Consider the following 21319-nt stretch of genomic DNA (forward strand, 5'->3'; position numbering starts at 1 on the left):
ACATGGACCCAGAACTCCAGAGAATCCTGCGGGAGCTGATGGCCGAGGACCCGGACCAGGCCCGTGCCTTCGCGTTGCTCCAGGTCCAGCAAGGCCGGGCCACCCAGGCCCAGGTAGACTCCATCATGGCCCAGCCGGACTCCCTTCTGGCCCAGGGCGACACCGCCGTGGCCAGGAGGATCGCTGATAGGAGGGCCCGCCGCGAGGAGCAGGCTAACCGTCGGGCCAGCGGAGCCCCCCAGGGCCTGGAAAGACTGGGCCTGAACCTCTGGGGCGGACTCCAGGGCCTGACCTTCAATCAGGCAGACGATGTCGTATCCCTGATGGGTGGGCGGGAATGGGCCCAGGGTGTCAACGCCAGGTACAACGAGCTGCCCCTGGGTGAGCGTTTGACTGCCGAGTTCGCCCCGGACCTGGGCCTGACCCTTGCGACCGGAGGACTGTTCGGTCCCGCAAAGGCAGGGGCCAAGGCCGCAGCCAAGGGTGTCGGCAAGCTGGCCAACAGATTCGGCATCGGGGCGCCGGGCAAGAGGATCGCGTCGGAGGAAGCCGCAGGGGCCGTTACCGAAGGGCTGGCCAACCAGGGTACCAGGGTCCCCAACCTCTGGCAAAGGGCCAGAGGCTGGCTGACGGGCAAGCCGCCGGAGGACCTTGTTACGGGACCGGCGAACCAGATGGAGAACATCAGCGAGACCATGGCCGCAGCCGGTCGCGGCGACAATGCCGCGGCCGAGGCGGCTGAGGGCCTGCTGAAGGAGGGCGGCCTCTTTCACCCCGGCTCCCTTGGGATCAATGATGCCGCCGGACGGACGGCCACGAGATCCTTCCCGATGTTCCAGGGCGTGGCCGAGAACGTCGGCCAACCCCTGTGGAACCTCTGGCGGCATGGACGCCTGAAACCCGACCTGGTCTCCGACAACCCACTGACAGCCAAGACCATAGGCGACGTCTTCAGCAAGGACAGGGCCAAGAGGTTTATAGGAGAGGGGGTGCTGTACGGTGCGCTGGAAGGAACCGGCCAGGCCAACTACATCACCGACTCAGAGGGTCTGGGTGACGCTTTCAGCAAGTTCAGAGGCGGACTCTTTGGCGGGAGCGCACTAGGTGCCGGAGTTGGCTATGGCGTCGGTACCGCCAGCGGTATCGGAGGCTTCGCCTACAACCGGCTCCGTCATTTCAGACGGCCCCAGACCTCGCCCGAGGTGCTGGGCGACCTGCTCACCAGGGAGACGGGCGTACAGCCTGGCTCCCCGCGCCTTCGTGAGAACCTGCAAAGCGAGACCCAGCTCCAGCCCCAGGTAGAGGAGGCCAGGCAGGGTTTCTTCGGTCCCCGCAACAGCGATGTGCAAGGCGCCCTGCGGAGCCTGGACCACAGAGGCGCCTCCGGTATCCGGCAGGAGTGGCTGGGGGAGCCTGCCCGCGAAGCCACCCAGCCCATACGTGTCAGTGGCCTTATGGCCCTGGGCTCAGAGCTCGGCCAAAGGAACAGAGACGACTTCGGTCCCCTGGAGGGTTTCTTCAAGAACTGGCGGGAGGAAGCCGTTCAGTCCTTAGAGAAGCAACGTGAAGACATGGGCCACGAGATCCTGGGCTTGCGAAGAAACCAGCCAGAGGGCTACGGAAAGGCAATTTCCAGGCTGGAGATGGATAGGTTCAAGCTGGATAAGGATGCGGACGAGCTGTTCAATCTTCGCTTCGGCGATGCTCCTCGACGTTCGCCGGAAGGCGGCATCAGAAACCCCAAGACCGGGGAGTACTTCGAAGACATCCCCCGCCCGGCTGCCGACTACGCCATCCGCAGAGGCCACGAGGCCAGCGACCCCATCTACGACTACATCGAGAGGGCCGTCCAGGAACGCCCGGAATCGCTCCTGGGACAACACGCCCCCCGGATCATGCCCGAGTCCCTGAACCGTCGTGCAGTGCCCCCCGACCGAGCCCTGGGCTACGGAGAGGCTGAGTCACTGCTGGACAGGTGGGGTGGCGATGCCCTGACCAAGGGGTTCGCCGACAGATTGCAGGCCTCGGCCACGCGGAGCGACTCCGGGTTCGCCAACCTCATGGACCTGAAGGGGCAGCTTGGGAAGGCTAATCGCAGCGTGGAGGCATCCAAGCTGGCGAAGAGGGTCCTGTCCGCAGGGCTGGACGAGGCCCCCGTCCGCTGGGACAAGGCCATGGCCGAGTACGCCAACGACCCCAAGACCCAAGACGAGTTCGGGCGCCACTACTTCGAGGGCCTGCGGAACGAACTGAGCTCCGACCCGCCCAAGGCCCGGTCCATGTTCCGCCAGCTCCTGGGCCGGAGCGAGAATGCGCGGCAGGGCATGGTCCATGTGATCGACAATGCCCCCCAGCTCTCGCACCTGAGCCGAGTCCAGAAGCAGAACCTGATCAACGAGATCGCCAAGACCGCCAACAGCGAGGCTATCCTGTCCCAGGGCGCGAACTCGGTGGTGGACTTCCTGATCCGACGGGCCGCGGGTGTGAGCACCCGCTGGTCGCTGGCCGGGACGTTCAACCGTGAGCTGGGCGGCGCGAGTGGCAGAGGTGTACCAGGGAGGACCAGGTAATGGCACTTCCAGGCATGATAGGACCGGACGGGCCTGATGATCCTCTGAAAAAAGCCCTGCTGATGATGCTCGCACAGCAAAGGATGCGGGATGAGCTGGGAGGGAGGGGGGCGAACCCCCTGGCCGAGCTGGAGGAGATGGCCATGCCCGCCGCCGAAGGGGACGTGGGGCGGGCCATGCAGGAGTACGGGGCCACCGGCCTGCCGTTCTCCCAGATCTCCGTAGACGACGCCCCTGTCATGGCCCGCATAGCGGACTTCCTGGGCCACCCAGGCACCGACGTGCCCCTGGGTGAGAGCCTGGCCATGGGAATCATCGGCAGCGTCAACCCCGCCAAGCTGGCCGGGACCGGAGCCAAGGCGGCAAGGGCAGCCTTCAAGCAGGTGCAGGGCCTTCCGGGCGTAGGAGAAGACCTGGCCAAGAGGTACGCGATTGCCAGGTACAAGGGCAACGCTTTGGCGTCCCCCATCAGCTCGGGGCCAGGCCGTAAAGCACAGACGACGGAGGGATACCTACAGGGCGAACCCTTCCCAAGGGGCCGTGACGAGTCTCTCCTGAACTTCGACGCCAGTAGGGAGCCGGAGATCAAGGCGGCCCGGGCACGGCTGGCTGAGCTCAAAGAGTCGATGGAAACGGTATCGGGGACACCCCTCCATCAGGTCTTCAAGGCTGAGGCCGATGAGCTGAGCAACCTGATAGAGACCTACCCGAATATCAACGATGCCGACGTGATCGTAGGCCGTGACGGTGCCGTTCGGAACCCCGACGTCAGGGACCGGACCCCGAGTGGGATGCCCGCTGAGACCGACATCCAGTCCAACACCCAGACCTACAGGACACCCGTTGCCGGGGCCGAGAAGCACACCAGGGACTTCCCCAACATGGGACCCATGGCCTATGGGAACGAGGGGGCCAAACCGACCATCTCCCTGCCCGGCGCCCCATCCTCCCCCCTGCGGATGGGGAACCCGCAGCAGCAGTCGCTCCTGGTCCACTCCGGGGACCGGGAGGGCAGGATCCTTAGTCCCAGTTGGCGGAGACGGTTCCAGGGTCCGGACGGGAAATCCTACGACTCCCTGGAACAGTACTACCACGCGAACAGAGGCACAAAGGGCCCGGATAACCTGGCCGACCAGATCCGGGGTACGAGCAACTCGAAGCTCATCGGGAAGCTGGGGAGAGAGTGGGAGCGGACGAAGCCGGTGGAGGGCGAACTCCAGACCATGGCCGAGGGCCTGCTAGCCAGGTACTCGCCCAACTCGCGGGACGCCAAGTTCCTGACGCGCACGGGTTCACGCCCCCTGGTCCACCACACGCCCTGGGGCAAGCAAGGCGACCCGTTCTGGGGTGTGCATCCCGAAAAGGGCGGGGAGGACGTTCTGGGCCGAATGCTGGAGGACCTGCGGTACAACCTGGCCCAGGGCAAGAACGTCTCGGCCGAGGAGCTGGCGGAAAGGGCCCGCATGTCACTGGGTGAGAAGGGCAGCAGCCTGTTCACCGAGTCCCTCCCCCAATGGCCCAAGCACGCGAACGACCCCAAGTGGCACACGCCGAGCTCCTGGTACACGGACAAGTTCGGAGAGAAAGAGGGCGCTAAGAAGTTCATGAACAGCCCGGCGGGCCGACTGCACAAAGCGAGACAGTCACCCATCTACCAGCAACTGCAGAGCCTCTGGCAAACGCCGCGCAGCGCCTTCGACAACCCAGCTGACTATGACCGTGTCGAGGGGAACCTGTTCCAGGAGCTCTCTTCCCTGCTGGCCAGAAGGGACCAGGGAGACCTCGGACAGGGCAAGCTATCCAGAGTACCCAGAGACGCTGGCGCCCCGGGCACCGGGAGCATCTTCGGAGGATACGGGTCCCACTACGTGCGACCCTTCGAGGACAACAGGCACTACCAGTCCCACCTGGGCATAGACACGTCCAAGGCAGGCAGCTTCCTGCCAAGGATGCAGATGGGGTACGACGATGCTGCCTCGAGGATGGACGTAGCCAACATCCGGGCTGCGAACGAGGCCCGGAGGGCTGGCCAGCCCAATCTGGCTGAGCTTCTGTACCCGAACAGGGACACTGACCCCAACGAGTACTTCGAACGCCTGAGGAAACTCAGGGCTGATGGCTACAGCATAGGGGACATTACAGAGGATGCTCGCAGGCGGTACGTGCCCAACTACAAGTATGCTGAGCAAATCGAGAAGGCCGCAGGCAAGCGCGACTACAGGATGGACAGGACCCACAGTAACATGGAGAGGCTATTCAGGGATGCGTTCCCTGAGAAATCCGAGGGACTTAGGGCCATGGAGGCCGCTGGCAAGGACATAACAGAAGAAACAGGCGGAGCCATCGTTGATCCTATTTCGATGACCCCAGCGGAGGTAACACGCCTGGCACAGACGGGAGACTGGGATCCAAGGCACACATTTCTTGGGAGACAGAAGTCGTCGGAACAGTTGGCCAGTGACGACTATCTGAGGAGTCCGATTGACCCCGAGGAGGCAAACGCTCTGACACAGAGGTTGCAAGTGGGCGAAGCTGGTCCAGGAGTGGACGAGATCGCTAGTGTTGGCCAGTTTTCCAATGTGGTCGAAGGCTTAGCAGACTCTCCGACCGGAGAGATGATAAAGGACTTGGCAAGCCCGAGCTCAGCTATGACCGCCGAGCAAAGGGCCGAGAAGATAGCGACTCTGGCTGAGATCCTGGACCTGGACCCAGAGGAGCTGACCAGGCGCCTGGACCTGCTCCGGAAGGGCCAACGCGGCCTGTGGAAGGACCCCAGGGAACCGAGTCCCGACCAGATCACCGACTTCTTCGCGGAGGGGGGAACGGACTCGTACGAGTTCACCACAGGCCTGCCTGGGTCCCACAGGAGACAGGGCAGGAACATGCCCAAGAAGCCCAGCAAGGACTACGAGGGGAAGAGGTAGCCCCCCCCGAGGCCCGTAGGCCCCGGAGGGGGATGAACCCCTAGAAGGGGAAGGGATCGTCGTCAGGCGGAGTGTGGGAGCCGTCGTTCTGCTCCGCCGGGCCGAACATCTTGTCCGGATCGACGGTGGCGACTCCGATGGGCTCGCCGTCGCCCAGGCGCTGGACCGACTCCAGCAGCAGAGCCACGCCCTGGCTGCCGGGATAGTCGTAGGCATGGGCCCTCAGATACATCCGGACCCGGCACCCAGGGTACATCACGTGCTCGTCATCCTGGGTGATCGGCTTGTTCTGCGCATCGAAGATCGTAGGCGGACCGATCTTCGCCGTCCTGCGAGCGGTGATGAAGTACTGCTCACGCTCATCGTCCCACTTCAGAGGGAGCTTGGCCTTCAGGCTGGCCGGGGTGTCGGCACCCCACTGGTCCTTGGCCGCATCCCGGATGCAGTTCACGATGGGATGCAGGGACTTGTCGCCCTTCGGCACGTGGAACACGATCCGCGCCGAGTAGTGGCGCTTGTTCATGAACTCCTCGGGCTCGAAGAGGTTGGGGAAGTGGAGCTCCCCCTCGGGGGTGGTGATGAAGTGCTTGGCTTTCATGCTTGGTCTCCGAACGGGCTGTCGTCTCTAACGAGGCGCTGGGAGCCCGTTGCTTCCCAGTGCCACAGGTCGTCTGGTACCGTGTGCTTCTTGATCGCTTGCGCGGGTGAGGGGATGGGGGTCTTGACCCCATTGGCGGCCAGATACCTCTCCGCCGCCGTAGCGTCCTTCCACACCCGCTTCCTCCGGGGTGGCGCGATCCTCCACCCCGGAACTCCGTTCCTCTTGACGGCCTCTCTCTTGGCCTCCTTGATCCAAAGGTTTACATCGGGTGCCAGCTCCAGCAGTCTGGCCACCTCTCTATCGCCCATGTCCTGCGGTGACTGGGCCATGAGCTCGACGAACTCCACCGCGTTGCCCAGCTTCGCCGGACAGGCTGCGGCCGCCGGGCAGAACTTGCACCACAGTCCCTCCACGACATGGGCCTCGGGGTCCTTCATCGCCCTGTCCAGAGCATCCGTCGCTTCCATGACCTGGTTGAAGAAAACCCTCAGCTCCTTCGACACGTCCACCGTCACGGACTGGACGCCACCGGCCTTGGGCTGCACGATGGTGAATGTCACCCTCCTGGTCGGCTCTGTGATGAACCTGGGGTCTGCATTGGCGATGGCCTTGGCGGCGCCCATCGCATATAGCATGAGCTGCGGGTTGTCAACAGGGGACACAGGCCAATGGCCTGTCTTCAGGTCAACGATGTGTAGCAGGCCATTGGCCCTGTCCCAGGCCACGAAGTCCGCTGTACCCCGAACCGCTTCAGCCTTGCCCAGGAGGAAGTCGAAGTCGAGCGGCATCTCGACCTCCCATACGAAGGCCTCCTTGTCACCCAGGACACTGGCCATCTCTCTGCAGTACTCGACGTAGGGCCGGATGGTCTCGGCCATCTCTGGCGTGAAGGTGTCCGGCAGGTCCTCCCAGCCCCCGTTCTCGTTGGACTTCGTGAACGTGGCCCCGACCATGACCGAGGGCCTCAGCCTCTGGATGATGGCCTTGGCGGCTGCAGCGTGCATGAGCGTGCCGTTCCACGCCGCCTCGGACTCCCCTTCCTCCCCCAGGTGGGGAAGGAAGACGGAGCTCGGACAGTTCAGCCAGCGGTGGGCGCCGGACGGGCTGATCCTGGTGTGGTGGCTGCTATAGACCTGGATCTTCACAGAAGCTCCTTCTCCAGGAAGTCGGCGATCTTGTCGAAGTCCCAGAACAGCTTGTCGTTGGCCTTCATGAGTTGATAGCAGAGATCCTCTGTTTCCCAGCCACTCCCTTCTATGGCCTCTTCCAGTACCCCCCCGACTTCCGGGGACGGAGTCGAGGCCGAGCCCGTGTGTCCGACCCATTCCTCTCTTGGAGGGCCCCAGCCTTTGGGGTCCACCAGGTCGCACAGGACGCCAAGACAGCAGTAGTTGTCATTCGTGTTCCGCAGGAACCTTATCCCCTGCTGGTAGTCTCCGGACCTCAGGGCCTCGACCCAGCGCTCGATCAGGTCGTTCTGGTCAGTCATTTAGGAAGTCCTGCTCCAAGGCGTCGGCGATCTGCTCGAAGGTCCACCCCTTGGCATCGTTGAGATCCATGAGGCTGGTCAACCAGTCATCGGTGTCCCAGAAAGGGTCCTTGGTCCACTTAGGTCCCAGGGCCGCCTCGAGCTCCTTCTGCACCCTCAGGCCCGGCGAGTGTGTCAGGTCACGATGCGCGACGAAAGCTTCGCCACCCTTGTTCCAGCCGTCTGGATCCACGAGATCGCACAGAACCCCGAGAGGGCAGTACTGGTCATCGTGGGACCGCAGCTTTCTCTGGCCCTGCTCGTACTCTCCGGAACGCAGGGCCTCGACCCAGCGCTCGATCAGGTCGTTCTTCTGGTCAGTCATCTTCTCTCTCCTTTTGTTCGGAAATGAGCTCCTCGACATTCTCCGCAACGCGGATCCTGGTCATGACGAAGCCGATCATCGAGACTATGTCCCAGAAACTCTTGCCCTGGCCGAATCCTCCCATGTCTTCGATGTCTTCCATCGCATGTTCCTCGATGTGGTCGTACATCGGCACATCAGAGATGAGCGCCAGAGCAGCCTTGGGATAGATGGCGTAGTGCGAGCCGTCGGCATCCTCCCAGACGCGCTCATCAGCCATCTCGCGTAGACGGTCGCGGAATTCATCCTCGTCGGGATCCCAGCCATCGCCCAGCATCTCCTCACGGACATCATCGACGATGTCCTTCGCCACGGTCTCGCAGTACTCCTGGAAGTTCTGGTAGGGGCTCTTATCAGTAGTCATAGTACGGATCCTCATCTGTCTCGACCATCTCGTCCACGAAAACCGGGGAGCAGGTGTCGCAGAAGTAGGCCACGTCACTCAGATGATCGTCGATGAACTCGACCTCGATCTTGGCTGCATCGTGGCAAGAACAGCACTCTTCGCCATCCCAGTGCTTATTCGCAAAGATCTCGTCCTTGATGAACGTCGGCCAGTCCGGGGCGTCAAGGCGGTTGAGGTGGTTCTTCACTACTTCCCGCAGATACTTAGCGGCCAGCCTGGGCGGAGTGAGAGCGTCCGGGACGCTGTTCCCGAATAAGCCGAAGATCGTGTTGGCCTCGGAGAGGTCTTCAAGCCCCAGGATCCTCTCGGCTGCCTTCTGGATGCTACCGTGAGCCCCCGTAGCCATCTTGGGCTCGAAGTAGAGGACGCAGTGTCCTGCGATGCAGGCTGGCGTCCCACAGAAGTCGTACTGTTCCTTGATGGACTCGGTACTGATGGCCTCGAAGGCGTCGTGTTCTTCGAGCATCACCTGCATATCCAGGATCTGGTCGTGGTAGGGATCGAGCCACTGCTCCATGTCAACGACCTCGACTTCGTTCTCGATGTAATCGGCGAGCTCTAGCATTTTCTCGGTGTTCATGCGTTTTCCCCCTCTTTCGGCTCTACTGCAAAGGTGAATGGCTTGACCGTCAGCCCTCTGTCGAAGTGCATGATGAAATACTCTACTTTCTCTGGGAGACAGAAGTAGATCTCGGTAAAGTCTGGCTGGACGATGTCTACATCGACCCCTCCGACGTTGACACGTGATCCAGGGAAGACGTCACTGATGGCGAGAGCTACAGGGCATTGATGGCAGTTCCTGCGCAATCCTGTGTCGATGTGATCCTGCGTGACTTCGATCTTCATGCGTTTGCCTCCATGGCTGCGATGATCTCCTCCGGCAGGTGGTCTACCCACATCTCGTAGCCATTGACGAAGGTGATTCTGGTGTGGCCGTCGTCATTCCCCGGCCAGAGGAATGAGATGTTCTTGGGATTCACGGTGATCCTCTTCCGTGTCTTGCAGTGGATGAGACGGATCATTCTTCCTCCTCCTCTTGTTCCATGAGTTCTTCTCGAATCTCTTCGAGACGGTCTACCATTCGTTCCAGGGCGGTGTGCAGGTCGTTGATCGCATCCCGGACGTTGTCCCGATAGTCGCCCAGGTCTAGGGTGTTTCGGGGGAAAGTGAACCTAGAGTGACATTCCGTGTTTCTGGTCCAGCCGAAGGACTCGAAGTAGTCCTCTTCATCGGGAATGTCCCCGTACAGGTGTTCGATCCTGTTGATGTACTCGCTTGCGATGTCGAACCGTTCCTGGTCCACAGGGTGCATGTCACTCACTGAACGCCTCCGGATAGGGTGTGGGCTCCAGCGCGAGACTGGCGATCCTGTTGACCACCTGCTTGATCCATCGGGGATGTGGCTTCTCCAGCTCTGTCTCGTAGACGATCATGGCTGCGACCGCCTCCTTCAGTACCACTCTGTTCCATGATTGCTTGCTCATATCAGTCCCTCCGAAATCAGATAGAGTTCGATGTCGTCGGCCAGCATGTCCATCGCCTGATCGACCTTACTCAGCCTGGTCTCATCGGGGATGGGGTATCCCCACTTGCGTTCGTGGGCGTCGTCAGCCCAGATCAGCAGGCGCCTCACGCTGATCTCGGCTACCTCCTGCTCGCGTCCCTTGGTCTTGATGTTGGCAGCGACTTTGATCCTCTTCATGCTTCCTCCAATGTGAATGTGAACGGCTCTACGGGGTTCCTCACGTCGTAATCCTTGATGAAGAGGACTGCTTCAAGCGGAAGATCATAAAGAACGCTTGTCTGGTCTTCCTCGTAGACCATTACATCAGCGCCATCTACGAGGACTATCGGCTCTCCGGGATAGGCGTCACAGATAGCTCGTGCTACCGGGCAACCTCGGCAAGACTTACGGAACCCCTGGTCGATGTGATCCTGCGTGACTTCGATCTTCATGCTCCCCCCTCGGTGTAGATGAGCTTGGGAATGTATTCCTCCAGCTCGAATGCGAATGGCTCGACGTCATCACCGTCATCGAAGAAGGAGATGAAATCAGCGACTTCGTCCGGCATCTCGTAATGCCTCTCGTAACCCATCTTGCCATTTCGCAGATAGACCCTGATGAAGTCTGATTCCACCCTGGGGACTACATCATCACAGTGGGAGTACATATCCTTGATGGCCAGTGCTACCGGGCAGCACTTGGTATTCCGGGGTGTTCCGTCGTCGATGTGGTGCTGGTATACTGTGATCTTCATGCGATTCCTACCTCCTTTTGCATTTCCATCTTGTTGGCAAGTGCCTCGATGACGTTTCTGTCTCTGGTACCGGGCATGAAGAACATGCGAGCGCGGCATGGCTCCTTCTGCCCGATGCGGTGGATCCTCTTGATCGCCTGGAGGTTCAGGTCGGGCGACCAGCCAGGCTCCATGAGGATGATCTCGTTGGCCTGCTGCAGGTTCAGCCCGGTGCCACCTGCGTCCTGCTGCACGATGAGCACACCGGGTTCCTGGCGCCACTGGTCGATGATCTTGGTCCTCTTCTCAACCGGGATTCTCCCGGTGATCTTGTAGGGGGTGACACTGCGCATCTTCAGGGCATGTTCGACTTTGTCGATCACCTCAAGGTGCTTCGCCATGATGACGAGGTGTCTGCGATTCTGGTCTCGGAACTCTGCCTCGACCATCTGGACAATGGGCAGGATCTTCTCCAGTCCGATCATCTTCATCGCTCTGGTCCAGTCCTGGTCCAACGTGTCGGTCCAACGATCTATTTCGTCGGACCTATGTGTGCCGGACATGGGCAAGGAGGTGGTCTCGACGCGCAGCGGTGGGAGCTGCAGTCTGATGTTGTCCAGCGTCCTGCGAAGCATGAACTGCTCTCCTTCGAGGAACATCTCCTTCAGCTCTTTCTTGTGTCTCACGCCATTGACCCTCTCGACCTGACGCTGCCTGGGCCCCCATCGGGTGTTTACGGTGATGCTGTACTTCTGGATCCGGCAATACCTGGTCCGCCAGCGATGGTAGCTCATCTCGGTCAGGCCTGCTACCTTGGCCGGTATCCAGAGCTCTGATGGGTCATTGGGCATCGGTGTACCCGAGAGGAACCAAGCACTCCCATACTCCTCGATCATGATGAGCGCAGCCTGAGTCCTCAGGCTCTCAGGGTTCTTGATATAGTGCGCCTCATCGAAAATGACAAGAGGCGTACTGCTCGGGTTCTGCGTGGCCTGGTAGTTCTTGAGACTGGCATAGGACATGAGATGGAACTGCGCGGTGGGCCTGGCCCTGAACCGCTGGATCTCTGTTCTCCAGTTCGGGATGAGTGAGGCTGGCGCGACCACGATGAAGTGGGTGAAGCCCGTGTCACAGGCTCCTCTGATGGCCTGAGCGGTCTTTCCCAGCCCCATGCCATCGGCCAGATAGGCGAACCTTCTCTCTCTCAGGAACTGTGCTCCCTGTTCCTGATATGGATAGAGCTCGATCATGCTACCCTGTACTGCCTCTCCCTGAGGTAGTCGGCGATCTTGATGCACCGCGTGACCTCGCTCGTGGCGCCATCGAGCACAGCATCCTCGATGCCCAGCTCATAGCTGGCGTCGTAGAGGTCCGAGAGGGCCTCCTGCATGTCCCAGCCGTGGTCGTACAGGAACGCTCTGAACAGGCACCCGAGCTGGTTGTGATCCCATTCCTTCAGTTTGTCCCACTCTGTCCAGTCAGGGTCGTAGAAAGAGCAGAACCCAGACCGAGAGGTGAACATTTCTTTGGCGCAGCCTGTCAGTGATTCTGCCTTCGTGTTACTGTAGATCCGCCTGACGACCGGCCATGCGACGTTGGCGAACAGCCTGTCCGTCGTGAAGTTGTAGAACTGGGGAGAGTCGATACCTGCGAACCTGAAGCTCTCGTCCCAGCCTTCTGCCTGATGGACTGGCGTCGGGCATTCGTGTTCGATGAACATCTTCAGGTTGTAGAGATATGCCTCGCACCAAGCTTCTTGGGCCGCGCCCCAGTTGAAGCCATGACAGCAGTGGTTCACCAGGTCCCAGTTCGGCTCACCCTGCTCCTCCGTGTCCAGGAAGCCATAGGCTATGTCGTCGATGGCGCTGTCCGAGATGGACTGATAGAATCCATCGAACGGGATGTTCATCTCACGTGTCTTCATGTCTGTCCTTCTCGATGGCCTCGGTCGCGATCCCGAAGATCTCCTGAGCCCTGAACCGGCCTCGCTGGCGAGTCATGGGGTCGATGTGGTGGGCTGGCATCCGCCGAAGGCCTTCTTGAACCAACTGAAGACCTTCGGTGATCAGGTCGTAGGCTTTCTTTGTCTCGTTCATTCTGTTTCTCCTTTGGCTTTGGCGATGGCTGCTTTGGCTTTGCTCCACGTCTCGTCATCCCACAGACCACAGAGCTCTTCGAGCGCTGTGAGCATGTCGGGCGCGGCGGCGATGAGGTGTCCATTGGCATCGTTCCATTGTTCGAGAGTGCATATCGGAGCAACTCCTGACCAGACCATCCCTCGGTCTTCGGCCCCTTCGAGAACGTACACCCATGGTCTCGGTGTGTGTGGCTTCATGCCTTGACCTTGATGACCCGGCCGTCCTTCAGCTCGATGATCGTGTAGTCATCGAACGTGACTGCTCGCCTGATGTCTTTGCCCCTGAGTGTTACCATTCCTGAGCATCCCTGACGGCTTCCTCTTCGGTCTCGAATGGGCCGAACGGGTCTCCGTCTGGCAGGCATCCAGGGAAGCAGGCCCACCAATACCATCCACGATCCATGTCTCGGTCTTCATATTCGATGAAGTGTTCATCTGAGTGGAAGACCTCGAACGATCCCCCGCCCGCCTCGGTGGCGAGCGAGGGATCGAATGAGTGATAGGACATCAGGCGTACAGCTTCCTGATGCGGGGGATGAAGATGCGGCGGTCGTTCGGGGGACGGTGGCTAGACATGCTGTCCTCCGATGGTGATCCGGGCGCCCCAGGACTGCGCGATGCGCTGGGCATTGAGCCTGACGGATTCGCGGGTCATGTTGGCGGCCCTGATGTCCTTCCTGAACTGCCTGATGGACTTAGGCGAAGGCATTGGTAATCTCCTCGATGTCAGTGTGATGGAGGTTGCTGTCGGCGAGTTCCTGAAGGAATTGCTCGATGAGCTCTGCGATGGTCATGGTTAGTTCTCCTGAAGGATTCAACTTCTCTGCGTCTACTGCTGTGACACCCTCTGTCGTCCACGAAAAAGGGGATGGTAGCCGCGATGCTGCCACGGCTACCATCCCCTTCGTCGGGCTCGTCAGGCTAGTACGGCAGGTCGTTCACCGTGCTGGCCTGGTTCTGCTGGCTCTGCTGTCCGAGCAAGGCTTCCACCATGGCCTCAAGGCGGTCCACCCTGCTGCCGGTCTGGCCATTGGCCTTCGCGGGCTTGGTGCCCTGCTGGGCGGCAGGGACCTCCTCTTCCCTGGGCTTCAGCCCAGACAGCGCCTCGATCTCCTGCGCGATGAGATCGGCGTTCCTGCGTTCGACGCCATCCTTCTCATACGTCGAATACTGGAGGTTGGCTCTCACGAGGACGCGAGTCCCTTTCTGGAGCAGGTTCCGAACGATGTCGGCGAGGCCGTTGAAGGCGACCAGATAGTGCCAGTCAGTCTTCGAGTCCTGGCCGCCATTGATCGGGCGGTCGGTCGCCACGGAGAACCGGGCGATGCGGAGCGGGTTACCCTGAGCGTCCTTCTTGGTGGCATGGACGCTGAGTTCAGGGTTGTTGCCCAGATTACCGAGAATCTGGACACGAGCGAAACTGCGGGCCATGATGTGACTCCTTTGTCAGATGAATGAAGGCCCATTCGATCTATTCCTACACGCTGCGTTGCCACAGCGGAAAGCACCAGGGGCTCAGCCTGCTACCCCCCAATATACCCATCCACCCCCCTACCCTCACCACTACCTACCAATCCAGCGGGCGCCCGGCTAGCCTCGCCCCTTTGATCTCTGAGGAACTCTGGTCTCCCGTTTCTGACTGAATCCCTGACGTATCTGAAGCCCTGACGAGATGAAGTTGCGGCTGCATGGCTAGAGGAAGACTTCTTCGCGGCGAAAGAAAAGCCGGGGCAGGTAGGCCCTTGCGAGCCTACCTGCCCCGGCTGGTCCTCAGCCCTGCTCGTGGAGTGCGGTGTCCGGTGCCGTCGGCGGATCCTCGCTACCAACGCTGCCGATGGCCTCGAACATGCTGGTGAGCCCGCGCCCAATGCCGTTCCACGCGTCCTTCGCGGCCTCTCCGGCCCTCGACCAGCCGTCTTCGGCTGCCCCGCCGACCTTGCCCGCGAGTTCCTCAGCCTGCCTGCGAGCCAGATTCTGCCACTCGGCCTGCAGGGAGGACAGCTCAGCCTGGGTCGCGGTGAGCTGCTGCTTCGTGTCCGCCAGCTCGAAGGCCATGATGACCACGATGGCTCCGAGGATGGCTGCGATGACGATACTGCCGCTGGGTGTGCGGTTCATGCGATACTCCTTCGGTTGCGACGCGATTCAGCCCTCGCGCCTGGGGCATGGGACGCCAGCGTCGGGAGTCGAACCCGAGTGGGCCTGGATACCCGCTGGCTACCAACAATCTCCATCCACCCCGCTCCCCTCACCCCTGCTTCGCCAAAGGCTCGCCGAGGATGCCCTTCCCGGACGGCGGGGGCGGCGGTCCGAGTGCGAGCTCGAAGGCTTCGTGGCGCATCTGCCTGGCAGCCCAGGCAGCGGCGCGCTGGAGCACCTCGCCATGGCAGGGCTTCGGGGCGCACCAGCAGGCCAGATCCTTCTCGGCCAGCTTGGCCAGCTCGACGATGGTGATTCGTCCGGCCTTCAGCTCAGCCCACAGCCAATGCCGATACTGCTCGATGACCTCCTCGCGGGTGCCATCCCTGCCGATCACGAAGGGGTTGCCCCACTTCGTCCTGCGATCGATGCGGACAGCGCCCTGCGGCAGGCCGTTGCCCCTCATGCTTACTACTGCCATGTCATCCTCCATGTCTGGATGGTACGATGGTACTGCTGTTCCCAAGAGAGCCATCCACCTCTCTCGGCTCACCACTACCACACAGCACAGAGGCTACGAGTGTGGTAGGCAGTGGCCCATGTATCATGCACTACAGCATGGGTAGCAGTGGACCACACAGTAGACAGAGGATGCGATGGTCTTGGCCACATAGGCCATGGGCCTCAAGCCTATGGCCGTAGGGTAGCCCCAGCAACACAGGCAGCAATGGATACACAGGGGCGTAGGAGGCTACGGCTGTGTTGCAGTGGGGTGGGGCACTGCACCTGGCCCGTAGGGCCACTGGCCGCAGGCCAGGCACCCGAGCGAAGCGAGGGTGCGGTGCAGTGGGGCGGTGGGGGAGGGGGGCCGGGGGCCACACCGTGCCGCAGGCACGGCGGCCGAAGGCCGTAGCCCCCGAGCGAAGCGAGGGGGCGGTGGCCCCCGGGGGCGGGGGACTTTGGGGGGAAGAAGGGCGGGGGCCCCAGATGCACACCGATCCGAGAATTTTCAGAAAAAAATCTGGGTTCTCTCAGCATCCCCGACCACGAGGTGCCCACCGGCACTGGGGTGACCCGTTAAAAGTGGACCCGGTGTGACACCCCCTTAAGGGGGGTGTTACACCGGGTCACTTAGGGGGGCCCCTTGTGAGCTGTGGGGGGTGACCCGGTGGTGTCCATGGGTTTTCGGCTTTATTTCGGTGTCCAAGCGCGAAAACGGGACCCTCCCCGAAGGATTTTCCGGTTCACGAGGCCCTTGGCCTTGCAGATCCGGGCCACGACGCTGTTCTCGACCCCGACATCCTCGGCAATTCGGCCCAGGACGACGAAACCTTCGGTTTCGATGGCGTAATCGACGGCATTTCGGACTTTTTCACCTTCCGAAAGCGTACTCTTCGGCCCGAACGCGCCCTGCCCGGTCGCTCTGACCGTCATGTGGTACCCATGCCCGTTGCAGAGGCTGCATTTCGGGCTTTTTCCGGTTTCCGGGTCTGTCGAGAGCTTCAATCCGGTCGAACCGCACGAAAAGCAGCCCTCCCGGACGGATCTCGGGTCCTGAATGTCCTGCAGGTGGCCGCCCTCGTCGTCGCAGCACTCGCAGCCCTTGCCAGCGCAACAGAGGCACGGAATGAACGATTCCGCGGCCCATCCGGGCCTCTGTTGGAAGTTTTCCGACCCCTCGGCGAGAGCGGTCGCGTTGGCGACGAGCTGGCCGAAGTCGGCGGGGCAGGCTTCGTAGTTCGCGGGGGGTAGATCGGGTGTTCTGAACAGCATGGTCGCTCCTCTGCGCGGGTGCGCGTAGGTGGATGGAAATGGGGACGGAGAAGCTGGGGCATTTGACTTCCCGCGTCAAGTCCGCCACTTTTGGGGCACACCCCCCACCCCCCCAGGAAAGGAAGACCCATGGACCCGAAAAACCTCCCCAACATCGACACGAGGACCCTCGACACCGCCGACGCCGCCTCGGCCCTGGTCAGCGCGGCCAAGGCCGAGAAACAGTATCAGGATGCAGTCCGGGTGGAGCACTACCGGCGCCTCGACAACCCGCTTCTGTTCTCTGAGACGGTCAAAGAGCTCGTCCTGGAGATCAAGAACCATATCGGGGCCCGCGGGTCCAGGATGGGCAGCGACGAGCTTCGGAACCTGGCTGCGGCCCTGAACCTCCTCGAAGCGCACTTCTAGGAGGTCAAATGGCCGGTAGACCCAAGCTGAACATCCTCCGACAGAAGGTTTCCAAGCGCGGGGGCTCCGATTGGATCCTGGAACAGGTCATGTCCGGCAGGACCGAGACCTCGATGATCAAGGAGCTCGAATGCGGCTGGCGGACCTGGACCTGGCTGAAACGCGAGCTGAACCTCGTCGAGCGCATCAAGGAGGTCCGAAAAGAGGCCGCAACGGCCCTTCTGGACACCAGCGGCGACGTTCTGGACGATCTGGTCGGAAAAGAGATCCTCAGCACCCAGGAAATCGGCCTCGCCCGGGCCAGGTCCGATAACATGATCAAACGGGCCGAAAAGATGAATCCGGAGGAATACGGCCGAGGACGGGACACGAAGATCGAAATCACCATCGGTGACGTCTTCTCCCAGTTCCTCCGAGAGGCCCAGGACGTCCAGGAAGGCGAATTCGAGGAAATTCCCGAGAAAAAGGCGCTCACTGATGGTACCGGGTGAAGGCTTCGGTAGGGGGCTGATGCACATGCTCGTGGTCGGTACGATCTGCACCGTCATCGTGGTCGTGGCGCTGGGCGGCCTGCTTTTCTGGGGTATCTGGGAGGCCGTGGAACACTTGAGATGGGTGGACTGACTTGACGGATCCGCCTCGATAGCCCACCTTGCCAGCAGGAGGTGAGATATGGCGAAAGTGACGGTCACGAGCACCCCGGAGGCCATTTCGGGCCTCGACGCGGACGTCTGGTACCAGGTCGAGAACTCGGGCGATGAGCCCATTTACCTCGACGAGCTGGCCTCTGCCCCGACCGATCCGGACCACACGGACGGCTTCGAGGTGCTCGCGGGCAACCGCCAGCACTCCTCGATCTCCGACAAGTGGTTGCGCGAGCGCGGGTCGGTCCAGGTCCAGAAATCCGGTGATACCGAGATCTACGCCTGGACGGTCGGCGCCGACTCGACCCTGGTGGTAAGGCGGGCCGGGTAATGCCGATCAGTAAAGGCGGAGGAACCGGCGGAGGAACCGGAGGTAGCGGTGGCGGCGGTGGGGCCATTGGCGGACTCCTGCGCCAGACTGGCGAGGACGACAAGGGCATCCACATCTCCCACCGCCAGGGCGACCTGTCGTGGCACATGCAGGCAGAAGCGGCCACCGTCGGTGAAGATGCGGTCAGCGCTGCCATGTCGTATCGGGGCGCGGGCTCCGGCAACTCGCTGAAGGTCACGTTCGATACCCCGGCAGCCGGAAATGCGAAGGGATACATCCCGCTGCTGGGCTCCGATGACGTGGAATCGTTGACCCACCTGCCCGAGACCGTCAACACCTACGACATCTTCCACTTCCAGTACGACGCGCCCGACGTGAACTCGCGCAGTGCGTTCATCGACTGGGGCGCGGTCAGGGTCACCTCTGCGAAGACGGCCGCCGCCGGAAACACCGACTGGCTCACCATCGGTGGCCGCAGCCGACTCCCGGCGTCACTCCTCAACGCGAAGGTCCGACTCAACGGGAACAGCGGGCCTGGGGCGTCGGGCGGGAAGATCGACATCCGCTCCCCGAATTTCCCCAAGTCCCGCGTGATCCGCATCTACAGCGCCAGCAAGGCCCGTATCCGGGTCACCCAGACCGTACAGGGCAACGGCGTGACCGGGATCTCGTTTTTTTATGACGCGGGCGTCACGGCGGGATCGCCGGAAGTCAGCTATACCAACTCGGGTGGTGCCACGAACCACATGATCGTGGACCTGAATGGGCAAACGAGCATCAACCAGATCATCGCGGCGATCAACGCTGCGACCGATTCCACCCAGAGCAACAAGAAGCACCTGTTCGCCGAGGGTACAACGGACGTAGATGGTCGGGCCTTCGACGGAACCGCCACCGTCAACTTCGTGAACTCGGGGACATACGCCGGTACCAGCAAGTCGGCGCCCTACGATGGCAACCTGACTGGCGGTGGAGCTGGCGCGGGCACGAACACCGGCTGGGTCCGGGTGATTACGGGGGATACGAGGACGGACCCCTCTCGGCCGATCAGGGCCATCCAGGCGGCTCCCTCGGGCGATGCGTCCAGGACTCTCATCATTGAGAGGCTGGACAGTGTCAGCAACGGGACGGTATCGGGGGCCATCAACGTAGGGTTTAGTTCGGTAGCCTCGCCCGGTGCCAACAGCGTCACCGTGGTCGGGAGCGGCACGGTCCTGGGGATCCATGTCAACGGGACCGTGACCCTTCAGGACATGGTGGATGCCTTCGGGTCCAACGGCGTGGCTGCACTCGGCGGTCGTTTCGGTGCCCGTCTGGTTGTTGCGGCCAACGCCTCGCTTTCAGTGACCTGGGGGTCCTCGGACGCAACAAGGTCGAATCAGAACCCGTCCTTTGCCGGTGGCGCGGCGGGCGCGAACCCGCTCACGGCCACCTACGACGGCACCACCAACCAGCTCTCGATCACCTGTCTGGCCGACGACACCTTCACGGAGATCGTCGCCGAGGTGGCGAAGCTGTCCCAGTTCCAGGCGGGCGACGGCACCAGTCCGGGCGACGTCTGGATCACGGACAACGGGAACACCACGGGGCTGGGGACGCACAGGCTGGACGTCCAGGGCACGGCGGGCCAATTCTTCAGCTACAACTTCGCTGGCGGTAGGGATGAGATCACCCGGGAGCCCCTGGTTGTCACGGACAGCCCGGACTTCCACTTCAACCCGAACACGCTCTACATCAACAAGTGGCTCCGCACCGACACGGTGCAGGACCTGATCGACGCCTATTCGGGCAGCCAGTTCACGATCACGGCCCCGAGCGGCAACACGACCGACCTGTTGGACGGTCCCCTGGAGCTGCGCGTTGGGTCCAGCACGGCCCAGCTCTCCGGTGGCCGGGGGCCGGTCACCCGTCAGCTTCCCACCGTCTCACTCATTGAGGCCACCCCGACCACGGCGAGCTACAGCGTCTTCTACCACGGCAGCGAGACCACGGGCGCATCGCGGACCACGCTGGCGGAGCTGAAGGACGCCTGGGACAACGTGCTGGGGTCGAACCGCCCGCTGTCGCCCGATACCGTGGTGGTCACGGGCGATGGTTCTGTCGTCGTCCGGAACGCGGGGATACCGAGCGCGCCGTCCGGCGGCCGTAACTTCGTCGCGGCGGGGCTCAACGAGGCTGAGGCCCGCCCGCTAGACGAGGTGGACGGCCCGAACATCCTCGTCAAGTACAGCACGGACGACGATCTCGACACCGTGATCGAGCACTTCCGCGAGAACAACAACGGCGGCTTCACGTTCGTGATGGTCTACGGGACCGACGGGAGCGCCGCGCCAGAGGACCCGCCGTTCAGCCGGGACTTCTACGCCCGACCGCCCACTACCCGGGCCACCGGCCCGAGCGACGGGCTCACGCAGACTGAGGTGGACGCCAGGGTCCGTGCCCTGACCAAGGGGTACGCCCAGACGGGCGGCGGCCAGGTTCCCGACTCCGACATCCCGGACGACATCGCCCGCGACTCTGAGATCCCGAACCCGACGCCGTTCAGCGAGTCTCTGTTCTCCGATGGCACCCCCTCCGCATCCGACAACGACGAGGTGCCGTTCTTCACCTCTGTTGGCGATCTTCGGAAGGCCACGTCCCAGGTCTGGCGGGCCAAGTTCAAGGGCTGGGTGGGCGAGTGGACGGACACGCCCGGGAGCTTCGTGTTCCGCGAGGGCGACCTCACGATGCACGACAGCCAGGTCTACGTCGTCACTGCGCAGACCACCAAGAACCCGAACGCCGGGCCGAACGTCCATACCTCCTACCAGCTCATCCACCAGTGGGCCGGTGCCTGGAAGACGGGGTGGTACAAGGCCGGGTCGATGGTCACCTACTCCGGTGGCCTCTATGTGGCGAACGCCATCGTCATCAACACCGACGGTGCGCCCGGCGCCTCCAGCAAGTGGACGCGGCTGGACAGCGCCAGCGGCTCCTTCGTGGGGCTGTCGCTCACGGGTAACACGCTTACCCTGACCGACCGGGGTGGGACGGACCACACCGTGACGCTGCCCTCGCAGGTGGCGAACGTGACCGCGAACCCCGCTGGCTCCGACGGCGACGTCCTGAAGCGGATCGCCATCGGCGGCACGAACTACGTCGTGGACGCCGAGGTGTCGGTGGGCGCTGGCAGGATACTGGGGCGTGTCACGAGCACGAAGGGCAAGTACCCCAGCGATCTGCCGGACCACACGGACCCGATCTCGGTCCCCCAGCCG

29 protein-coding genes are annotated in these 21319 nt (G+C 62.2%); 7 read left to right on the forward strand and 22 right to left on the reverse strand.

Annotation, left to right across the window (positions count from 1 at the left end; translation table 11 throughout):
- The first annotated feature begins 2 nt into the window (after nucleotides 1-2).
- On the forward strand, nucleotides 3-2570 hold the full coding sequence (locus ACOOGG_RS01240; protein ID WP_420431464.1) for a hypothetical protein: 2568 nt from the start codon (nucleotides 3-5) through the stop codon (nucleotides 2568-2570).
- On the forward strand, nucleotides 2570-5494 hold the full coding sequence (locus tag ACOOGG_RS01245; RefSeq protein WP_420431466.1) for an NADAR family protein: 2925 nt from the start codon (nucleotides 2570-2572) through the stop codon (nucleotides 5492-5494). The genes ACOOGG_RS01240 and ACOOGG_RS01245 overlap by 1 nt, the downstream gene beginning before the upstream one ends.
- 40 nt (nucleotides 5495-5534) lie before the next feature.
- Here ACOOGG_RS01245 and ACOOGG_RS01250 read toward each other — a convergent pair whose 3' ends face one another.
- From ACOOGG_RS01250 to ACOOGG_RS01335, 18 genes are all read right to left on the reverse strand, one after another.
- Nucleotides 5535-6092, reverse strand: a complete 558-nt coding sequence (locus ACOOGG_RS01250; protein WP_420431468.1) for an ssDNA-binding protein — start codon at nucleotides 6090-6092, stop codon at nucleotides 5535-5537.
- On the reverse strand, nucleotides 6089-7240 hold the full coding sequence (locus ACOOGG_RS01255) for a DUF2800 domain-containing protein (RefSeq protein ID WP_420431470.1): 1152 nt from the start codon (nucleotides 7238-7240) through the stop codon (nucleotides 6089-6091). The genes ACOOGG_RS01250 and ACOOGG_RS01255 overlap by 4 nt, the downstream gene beginning before the upstream one ends.
- Nucleotides 7237-7584 (reverse strand): hypothetical protein, encoded by a 348-nt coding sequence (locus ACOOGG_RS01260; protein ID WP_420431472.1) that lies wholly within the window; start codon nucleotides 7582-7584, stop codon nucleotides 7237-7239. The genes ACOOGG_RS01255 and ACOOGG_RS01260 overlap by 4 nt, the downstream gene beginning before the upstream one ends.
- Entirely contained in the window at nucleotides 7577-7948 is a 372-nt protein-coding gene (locus ACOOGG_RS01265; RefSeq protein WP_420431474.1) for a hypothetical protein, read from the reverse strand. The genes ACOOGG_RS01260 and ACOOGG_RS01265 overlap by 8 nt, the downstream gene beginning before the upstream one ends.
- Nucleotides 7941-8351, reverse strand: a complete 411-nt coding sequence (locus ACOOGG_RS01270; RefSeq protein ID WP_420431476.1) for a hypothetical protein — start codon at nucleotides 8349-8351, stop codon at nucleotides 7941-7943. Before ACOOGG_RS01270 ends, ACOOGG_RS01265 begins: the two co-directional genes overlap by 8 nt.
- Nucleotides 8341-8973, reverse strand: a complete 633-nt coding sequence (locus ACOOGG_RS01275) for a hypothetical protein (protein ID WP_420431478.1) — start codon at nucleotides 8971-8973, stop codon at nucleotides 8341-8343. Before ACOOGG_RS01275 ends, ACOOGG_RS01270 begins: the two co-directional genes overlap by 11 nt.
- Complete coding sequence (locus ACOOGG_RS01280) at nucleotides 8970-9239, reverse strand: hypothetical protein (protein ID WP_420431480.1); 270 nt, start codon at nucleotides 9237-9239, stop codon at nucleotides 8970-8972. The genes ACOOGG_RS01275 and ACOOGG_RS01280 overlap by 4 nt, the downstream gene beginning before the upstream one ends.
- Nucleotides 9236-9415, reverse strand: coding sequence for a hypothetical protein (locus ACOOGG_RS01285; RefSeq protein ID WP_420431482.1), 180 nt, complete (start codon nucleotides 9413-9415; stop codon nucleotides 9236-9238). Before ACOOGG_RS01285 ends, ACOOGG_RS01280 begins: the two co-directional genes overlap by 4 nt.
- Nucleotides 9412-9714 carry a hypothetical protein gene (locus ACOOGG_RS01290; RefSeq protein WP_420431484.1) on the reverse strand — a complete coding sequence of 101 codons (303 nt, stop codon included), beginning with the start codon at nucleotides 9712-9714 and terminating at the stop codon, nucleotides 9412-9414. The genes ACOOGG_RS01285 and ACOOGG_RS01290 overlap by 4 nt, the downstream gene beginning before the upstream one ends.
- Entirely contained in the window at nucleotides 9707-9877 is a 171-nt protein-coding gene (locus ACOOGG_RS01295; RefSeq protein ID WP_420431486.1) for a hypothetical protein, read from the reverse strand. Before ACOOGG_RS01295 ends, ACOOGG_RS01290 begins: the two co-directional genes overlap by 8 nt.
- On the reverse strand, nucleotides 9874-10095 hold the full coding sequence (locus ACOOGG_RS01300) for a hypothetical protein (protein WP_420431488.1): 222 nt from the start codon (nucleotides 10093-10095) through the stop codon (nucleotides 9874-9876). The genes ACOOGG_RS01295 and ACOOGG_RS01300 overlap by 4 nt, the downstream gene beginning before the upstream one ends.
- Nucleotides 10092-10349, reverse strand: coding sequence for a hypothetical protein (locus ACOOGG_RS01305; protein ID WP_420431490.1), 258 nt, complete (start codon nucleotides 10347-10349; stop codon nucleotides 10092-10094). The genes ACOOGG_RS01300 and ACOOGG_RS01305 overlap by 4 nt, the downstream gene beginning before the upstream one ends.
- Entirely contained in the window at nucleotides 10346-10651 is a 306-nt protein-coding gene (locus ACOOGG_RS01310; RefSeq protein ID WP_420431492.1) for a hypothetical protein, read from the reverse strand. Before ACOOGG_RS01310 ends, ACOOGG_RS01305 begins: the two co-directional genes overlap by 4 nt.
- Nucleotides 10648-11880 (reverse strand): DEAD/DEAH box helicase, encoded by a 1233-nt coding sequence (locus tag ACOOGG_RS01315; RefSeq protein WP_420431494.1) that lies wholly within the window; start codon nucleotides 11878-11880, stop codon nucleotides 10648-10650. The genes ACOOGG_RS01310 and ACOOGG_RS01315 overlap by 4 nt, the downstream gene beginning before the upstream one ends.
- Nucleotides 11877-12554, reverse strand: a complete 678-nt coding sequence (locus ACOOGG_RS01320; protein WP_420431496.1) for a hypothetical protein — start codon at nucleotides 12552-12554, stop codon at nucleotides 11877-11879. Before ACOOGG_RS01320 ends, ACOOGG_RS01315 begins: the two co-directional genes overlap by 4 nt.
- On the reverse strand, nucleotides 12541-12726 hold the full coding sequence (locus ACOOGG_RS01325; RefSeq protein ID WP_420431498.1) for a hypothetical protein: 186 nt from the start codon (nucleotides 12724-12726) through the stop codon (nucleotides 12541-12543). Before ACOOGG_RS01325 ends, ACOOGG_RS01320 begins: the two co-directional genes overlap by 14 nt.
- Complete coding sequence (locus ACOOGG_RS01330) at nucleotides 12723-12965, reverse strand: hypothetical protein (protein ID WP_420431500.1); 243 nt, start codon at nucleotides 12963-12965, stop codon at nucleotides 12723-12725. Before ACOOGG_RS01330 ends, ACOOGG_RS01325 begins: the two co-directional genes overlap by 4 nt.
- Nucleotides 12966-13056: 91 nt before the next feature.
- Nucleotides 13057-13275: a hypothetical protein gene (locus ACOOGG_RS01335; protein ID WP_420431502.1), complete on the reverse strand. Its 219-nt coding sequence runs from the start codon at nucleotides 13273-13275 to the stop codon at nucleotides 13057-13059.
- Between the two features lie 79 nt (nucleotides 13276-13354).
- Here ACOOGG_RS01335 and ACOOGG_RS01340 point away from each other — a divergent pair, with 79 nt between their 5' ends.
- Nucleotides 13355-13567 carry a hypothetical protein gene (locus tag ACOOGG_RS01340; RefSeq protein WP_420431504.1) on the forward strand — a complete coding sequence of 71 codons (213 nt, stop codon included), beginning with the start codon at nucleotides 13355-13357 and terminating at the stop codon, nucleotides 13565-13567.
- Nucleotides 13568-13688: 121 nt separating this feature from the next.
- Here ACOOGG_RS01340 and ACOOGG_RS01345 read toward each other — a convergent pair whose 3' ends face one another.
- From ACOOGG_RS01345 to ACOOGG_RS01360, 4 genes are all read right to left on the reverse strand, one after another.
- Nucleotides 13689-14198: a single-stranded DNA-binding protein gene (locus ACOOGG_RS01345; RefSeq protein ID WP_420431506.1), complete on the reverse strand. Its 510-nt coding sequence runs from the start codon at nucleotides 14196-14198 to the stop codon at nucleotides 13689-13691.
- Between the two features lie 339 nt (nucleotides 14199-14537).
- Nucleotides 14538-14885 (reverse strand): hypothetical protein, encoded by a 348-nt coding sequence (locus ACOOGG_RS01350; RefSeq protein WP_420431508.1) that lies wholly within the window; start codon nucleotides 14883-14885, stop codon nucleotides 14538-14540.
- Between the two features lie 130 nt (nucleotides 14886-15015).
- Nucleotides 15016-15399 (reverse strand): DUF4326 domain-containing protein, encoded by a 384-nt coding sequence (locus ACOOGG_RS01355; RefSeq protein WP_420431510.1) that lies wholly within the window; start codon nucleotides 15397-15399, stop codon nucleotides 15016-15018.
- Nucleotides 15400-16097: 698 nt separating this feature from the next.
- The gene (locus ACOOGG_RS01360; RefSeq protein ID WP_420431512.1) at nucleotides 16098-16679 is read right to left on the reverse strand and encodes a hypothetical protein; all 582 of its coding nucleotides are present in this window, start codon (nucleotides 16677-16679) and stop codon (nucleotides 16098-16100) included.
- Between the two features lie 129 nt (nucleotides 16680-16808).
- Between ACOOGG_RS01360 and ACOOGG_RS01365 the strand changes: the two genes are divergently transcribed.
- From ACOOGG_RS01365 to ACOOGG_RS01380, 4 genes are all read left to right on the forward strand, one after another.
- Nucleotides 16809-17087, forward strand: coding sequence for a hypothetical protein (locus ACOOGG_RS01365; protein ID WP_420431514.1), 279 nt, complete (start codon nucleotides 16809-16811; stop codon nucleotides 17085-17087).
- A gap of 8 nt (nucleotides 17088-17095) precedes the next feature.
- On the forward strand, nucleotides 17096-17578 hold the full coding sequence (locus ACOOGG_RS01370) for a hypothetical protein (RefSeq protein ID WP_420431516.1): 483 nt from the start codon (nucleotides 17096-17098) through the stop codon (nucleotides 17576-17578).
- Nucleotides 17579-17759: 181 nt separating this feature from the next.
- Complete coding sequence (locus ACOOGG_RS01375) at nucleotides 17760-18062, forward strand: hypothetical protein (RefSeq protein WP_420431518.1); 303 nt, start codon at nucleotides 17760-17762, stop codon at nucleotides 18060-18062.
- Nucleotides 18062-21319 (forward strand): hypothetical protein (locus ACOOGG_RS01380; RefSeq protein WP_420431520.1); only part of this gene is annotated, 3258 nt, incomplete at its 3' end. The genes ACOOGG_RS01375 and ACOOGG_RS01380, both read left to right, overlap by 1 nt.

The organism is Candidatus Poriferisocius sp. (assembly GCF_965214065.1).
Lineage (GTDB): Bacteria > Actinomycetota > Acidimicrobiia > Acidimicrobiales > Bin134 > Poriferisocius.

Bases quoted from the DNA above. Each gene is read 5' to 3' on its own strand.
- ACOOGG_RS01245 (WP_420431466.1), top strand. From the start codon at position 2,570: ATGGCACTTCCAGGCATGATAGGACCGGACGGGCCTGATGATCCTCTG.
- ACOOGG_RS01300 (WP_420431488.1), bottom strand. From the start codon at position 10,095: ATGAAGAGGATCAAAGTCGCTGCCAACATCAAGACCAAGGGACGCGAG.
- ACOOGG_RS01310 (WP_420431492.1), bottom strand. From the start codon at position 10,651: ATGAAGATCACAGTATACCAGCACCACATCGACGACGGAACACCCCGG.
- ACOOGG_RS01265 (WP_420431474.1), bottom strand. From the start codon at position 7,948: ATGACTGACCAGAAGAACGACCTGATCGAGCGCTGGGTCGAGGCCCTG.
- ACOOGG_RS01320 (WP_420431496.1), bottom strand. From the start codon at position 12,554: ATGAAGACACGTGAGATGAACATCCCGTTCGATGGATTCTATCAGTCC.
- ACOOGG_RS01240 (WP_420431464.1), top strand. From the start codon at position 3: ATGGACCCAGAACTCCAGAGAATCCTGCGGGAGCTGATGGCCGAGGAC.
- ACOOGG_RS01260 (WP_420431472.1), bottom strand. From the start codon at position 7,584: ATGACTGACCAGAACGACCTGATCGAGCGCTGGGTCGAGGCCCTGAGG.
- ACOOGG_RS01250 (WP_420431468.1), bottom strand. From the start codon at position 6,092: ATGAAAGCCAAGCACTTCATCACCACCCCCGAGGGGGAGCTCCACTTC.
- ACOOGG_RS01270 (WP_420431476.1), bottom strand. From the start codon at position 8,351: ATGACTACTGATAAGAGCCCCTACCAGAACTTCCAGGAGTACTGCGAG.
- ACOOGG_RS01330 (WP_420431500.1), bottom strand. From the start codon at position 12,965: ATGAAGCCACACACACCGAGACCATGGGTGTACGTTCTCGAAGGGGCC.
- ACOOGG_RS01350 (WP_420431508.1), bottom strand. From the start codon at position 14,885: ATGAACCGCACACCCAGCGGCAGTATCGTCATCGCAGCCATCCTCGGA.
- ACOOGG_RS01285 (WP_420431482.1), bottom strand. From the start codon at position 9,415: ATGATCCGTCTCATCCACTGCAAGACACGGAAGAGGATCACCGTGAAT.
- ACOOGG_RS01370 (WP_420431516.1), top strand. From the start codon at position 17,096: ATGGCCGGTAGACCCAAGCTGAACATCCTCCGACAGAAGGTTTCCAAG.
- ACOOGG_RS01375 (WP_420431518.1), top strand. From the start codon at position 17,760: ATGGCGAAAGTGACGGTCACGAGCACCCCGGAGGCCATTTCGGGCCTC.
- ACOOGG_RS01340 (WP_420431504.1), top strand. From the start codon at position 13,355: ATGGTGATCCGGGCGCCCCAGGACTGCGCGATGCGCTGGGCATTGAGC.
- ACOOGG_RS01315 (WP_420431494.1), bottom strand. From the start codon at position 11,880: ATGATCGAGCTCTATCCATATCAGGAACAGGGAGCACAGTTCCTGAGA.
- ACOOGG_RS01325 (WP_420431498.1), bottom strand. From the start codon at position 12,726: ATGAACGAGACAAAGAAAGCCTACGACCTGATCACCGAAGGTCTTCAG.
- ACOOGG_RS01360 (WP_420431512.1), bottom strand. From the start codon at position 16,679: ATGCTGTTCAGAACACCCGATCTACCCCCCGCGAACTACGAAGCCTGC.
- ACOOGG_RS01365 (WP_420431514.1), top strand. From the start codon at position 16,809: ATGGACCCGAAAAACCTCCCCAACATCGACACGAGGACCCTCGACACC.
- ACOOGG_RS01275 (WP_420431478.1), bottom strand. From the start codon at position 8,973: ATGAACACCGAGAAAATGCTAGAGCTCGCCGATTACATCGAGAACGAA.
- ACOOGG_RS01335 (WP_420431502.1), bottom strand. From the start codon at position 13,275: ATGTCCTATCACTCATTCGATCCCTCGCTCGCCACCGAGGCGGGCGGG.
- ACOOGG_RS01355 (WP_420431510.1), bottom strand. From the start codon at position 15,399: ATGGAGGATGACATGGCAGTAGTAAGCATGAGGGGCAACGGCCTGCCG.
- ACOOGG_RS01295 (WP_420431486.1), bottom strand. From the start codon at position 9,877: ATGAGCAAGCAATCATGGAACAGAGTGGTACTGAAGGAGGCGGTCGCA.
- ACOOGG_RS01280 (WP_420431480.1), bottom strand. From the start codon at position 9,239: ATGAAGATCGAAGTCACGCAGGATCACATCGACACAGGATTGCGCAGG.
- ACOOGG_RS01305 (WP_420431490.1), bottom strand. From the start codon at position 10,349: ATGAAGATCGAAGTCACGCAGGATCACATCGACCAGGGGTTCCGTAAG.
- ACOOGG_RS01345 (WP_420431506.1), bottom strand. From the start codon at position 14,198: ATGGCCCGCAGTTTCGCTCGTGTCCAGATTCTCGGTAATCTGGGCAAC.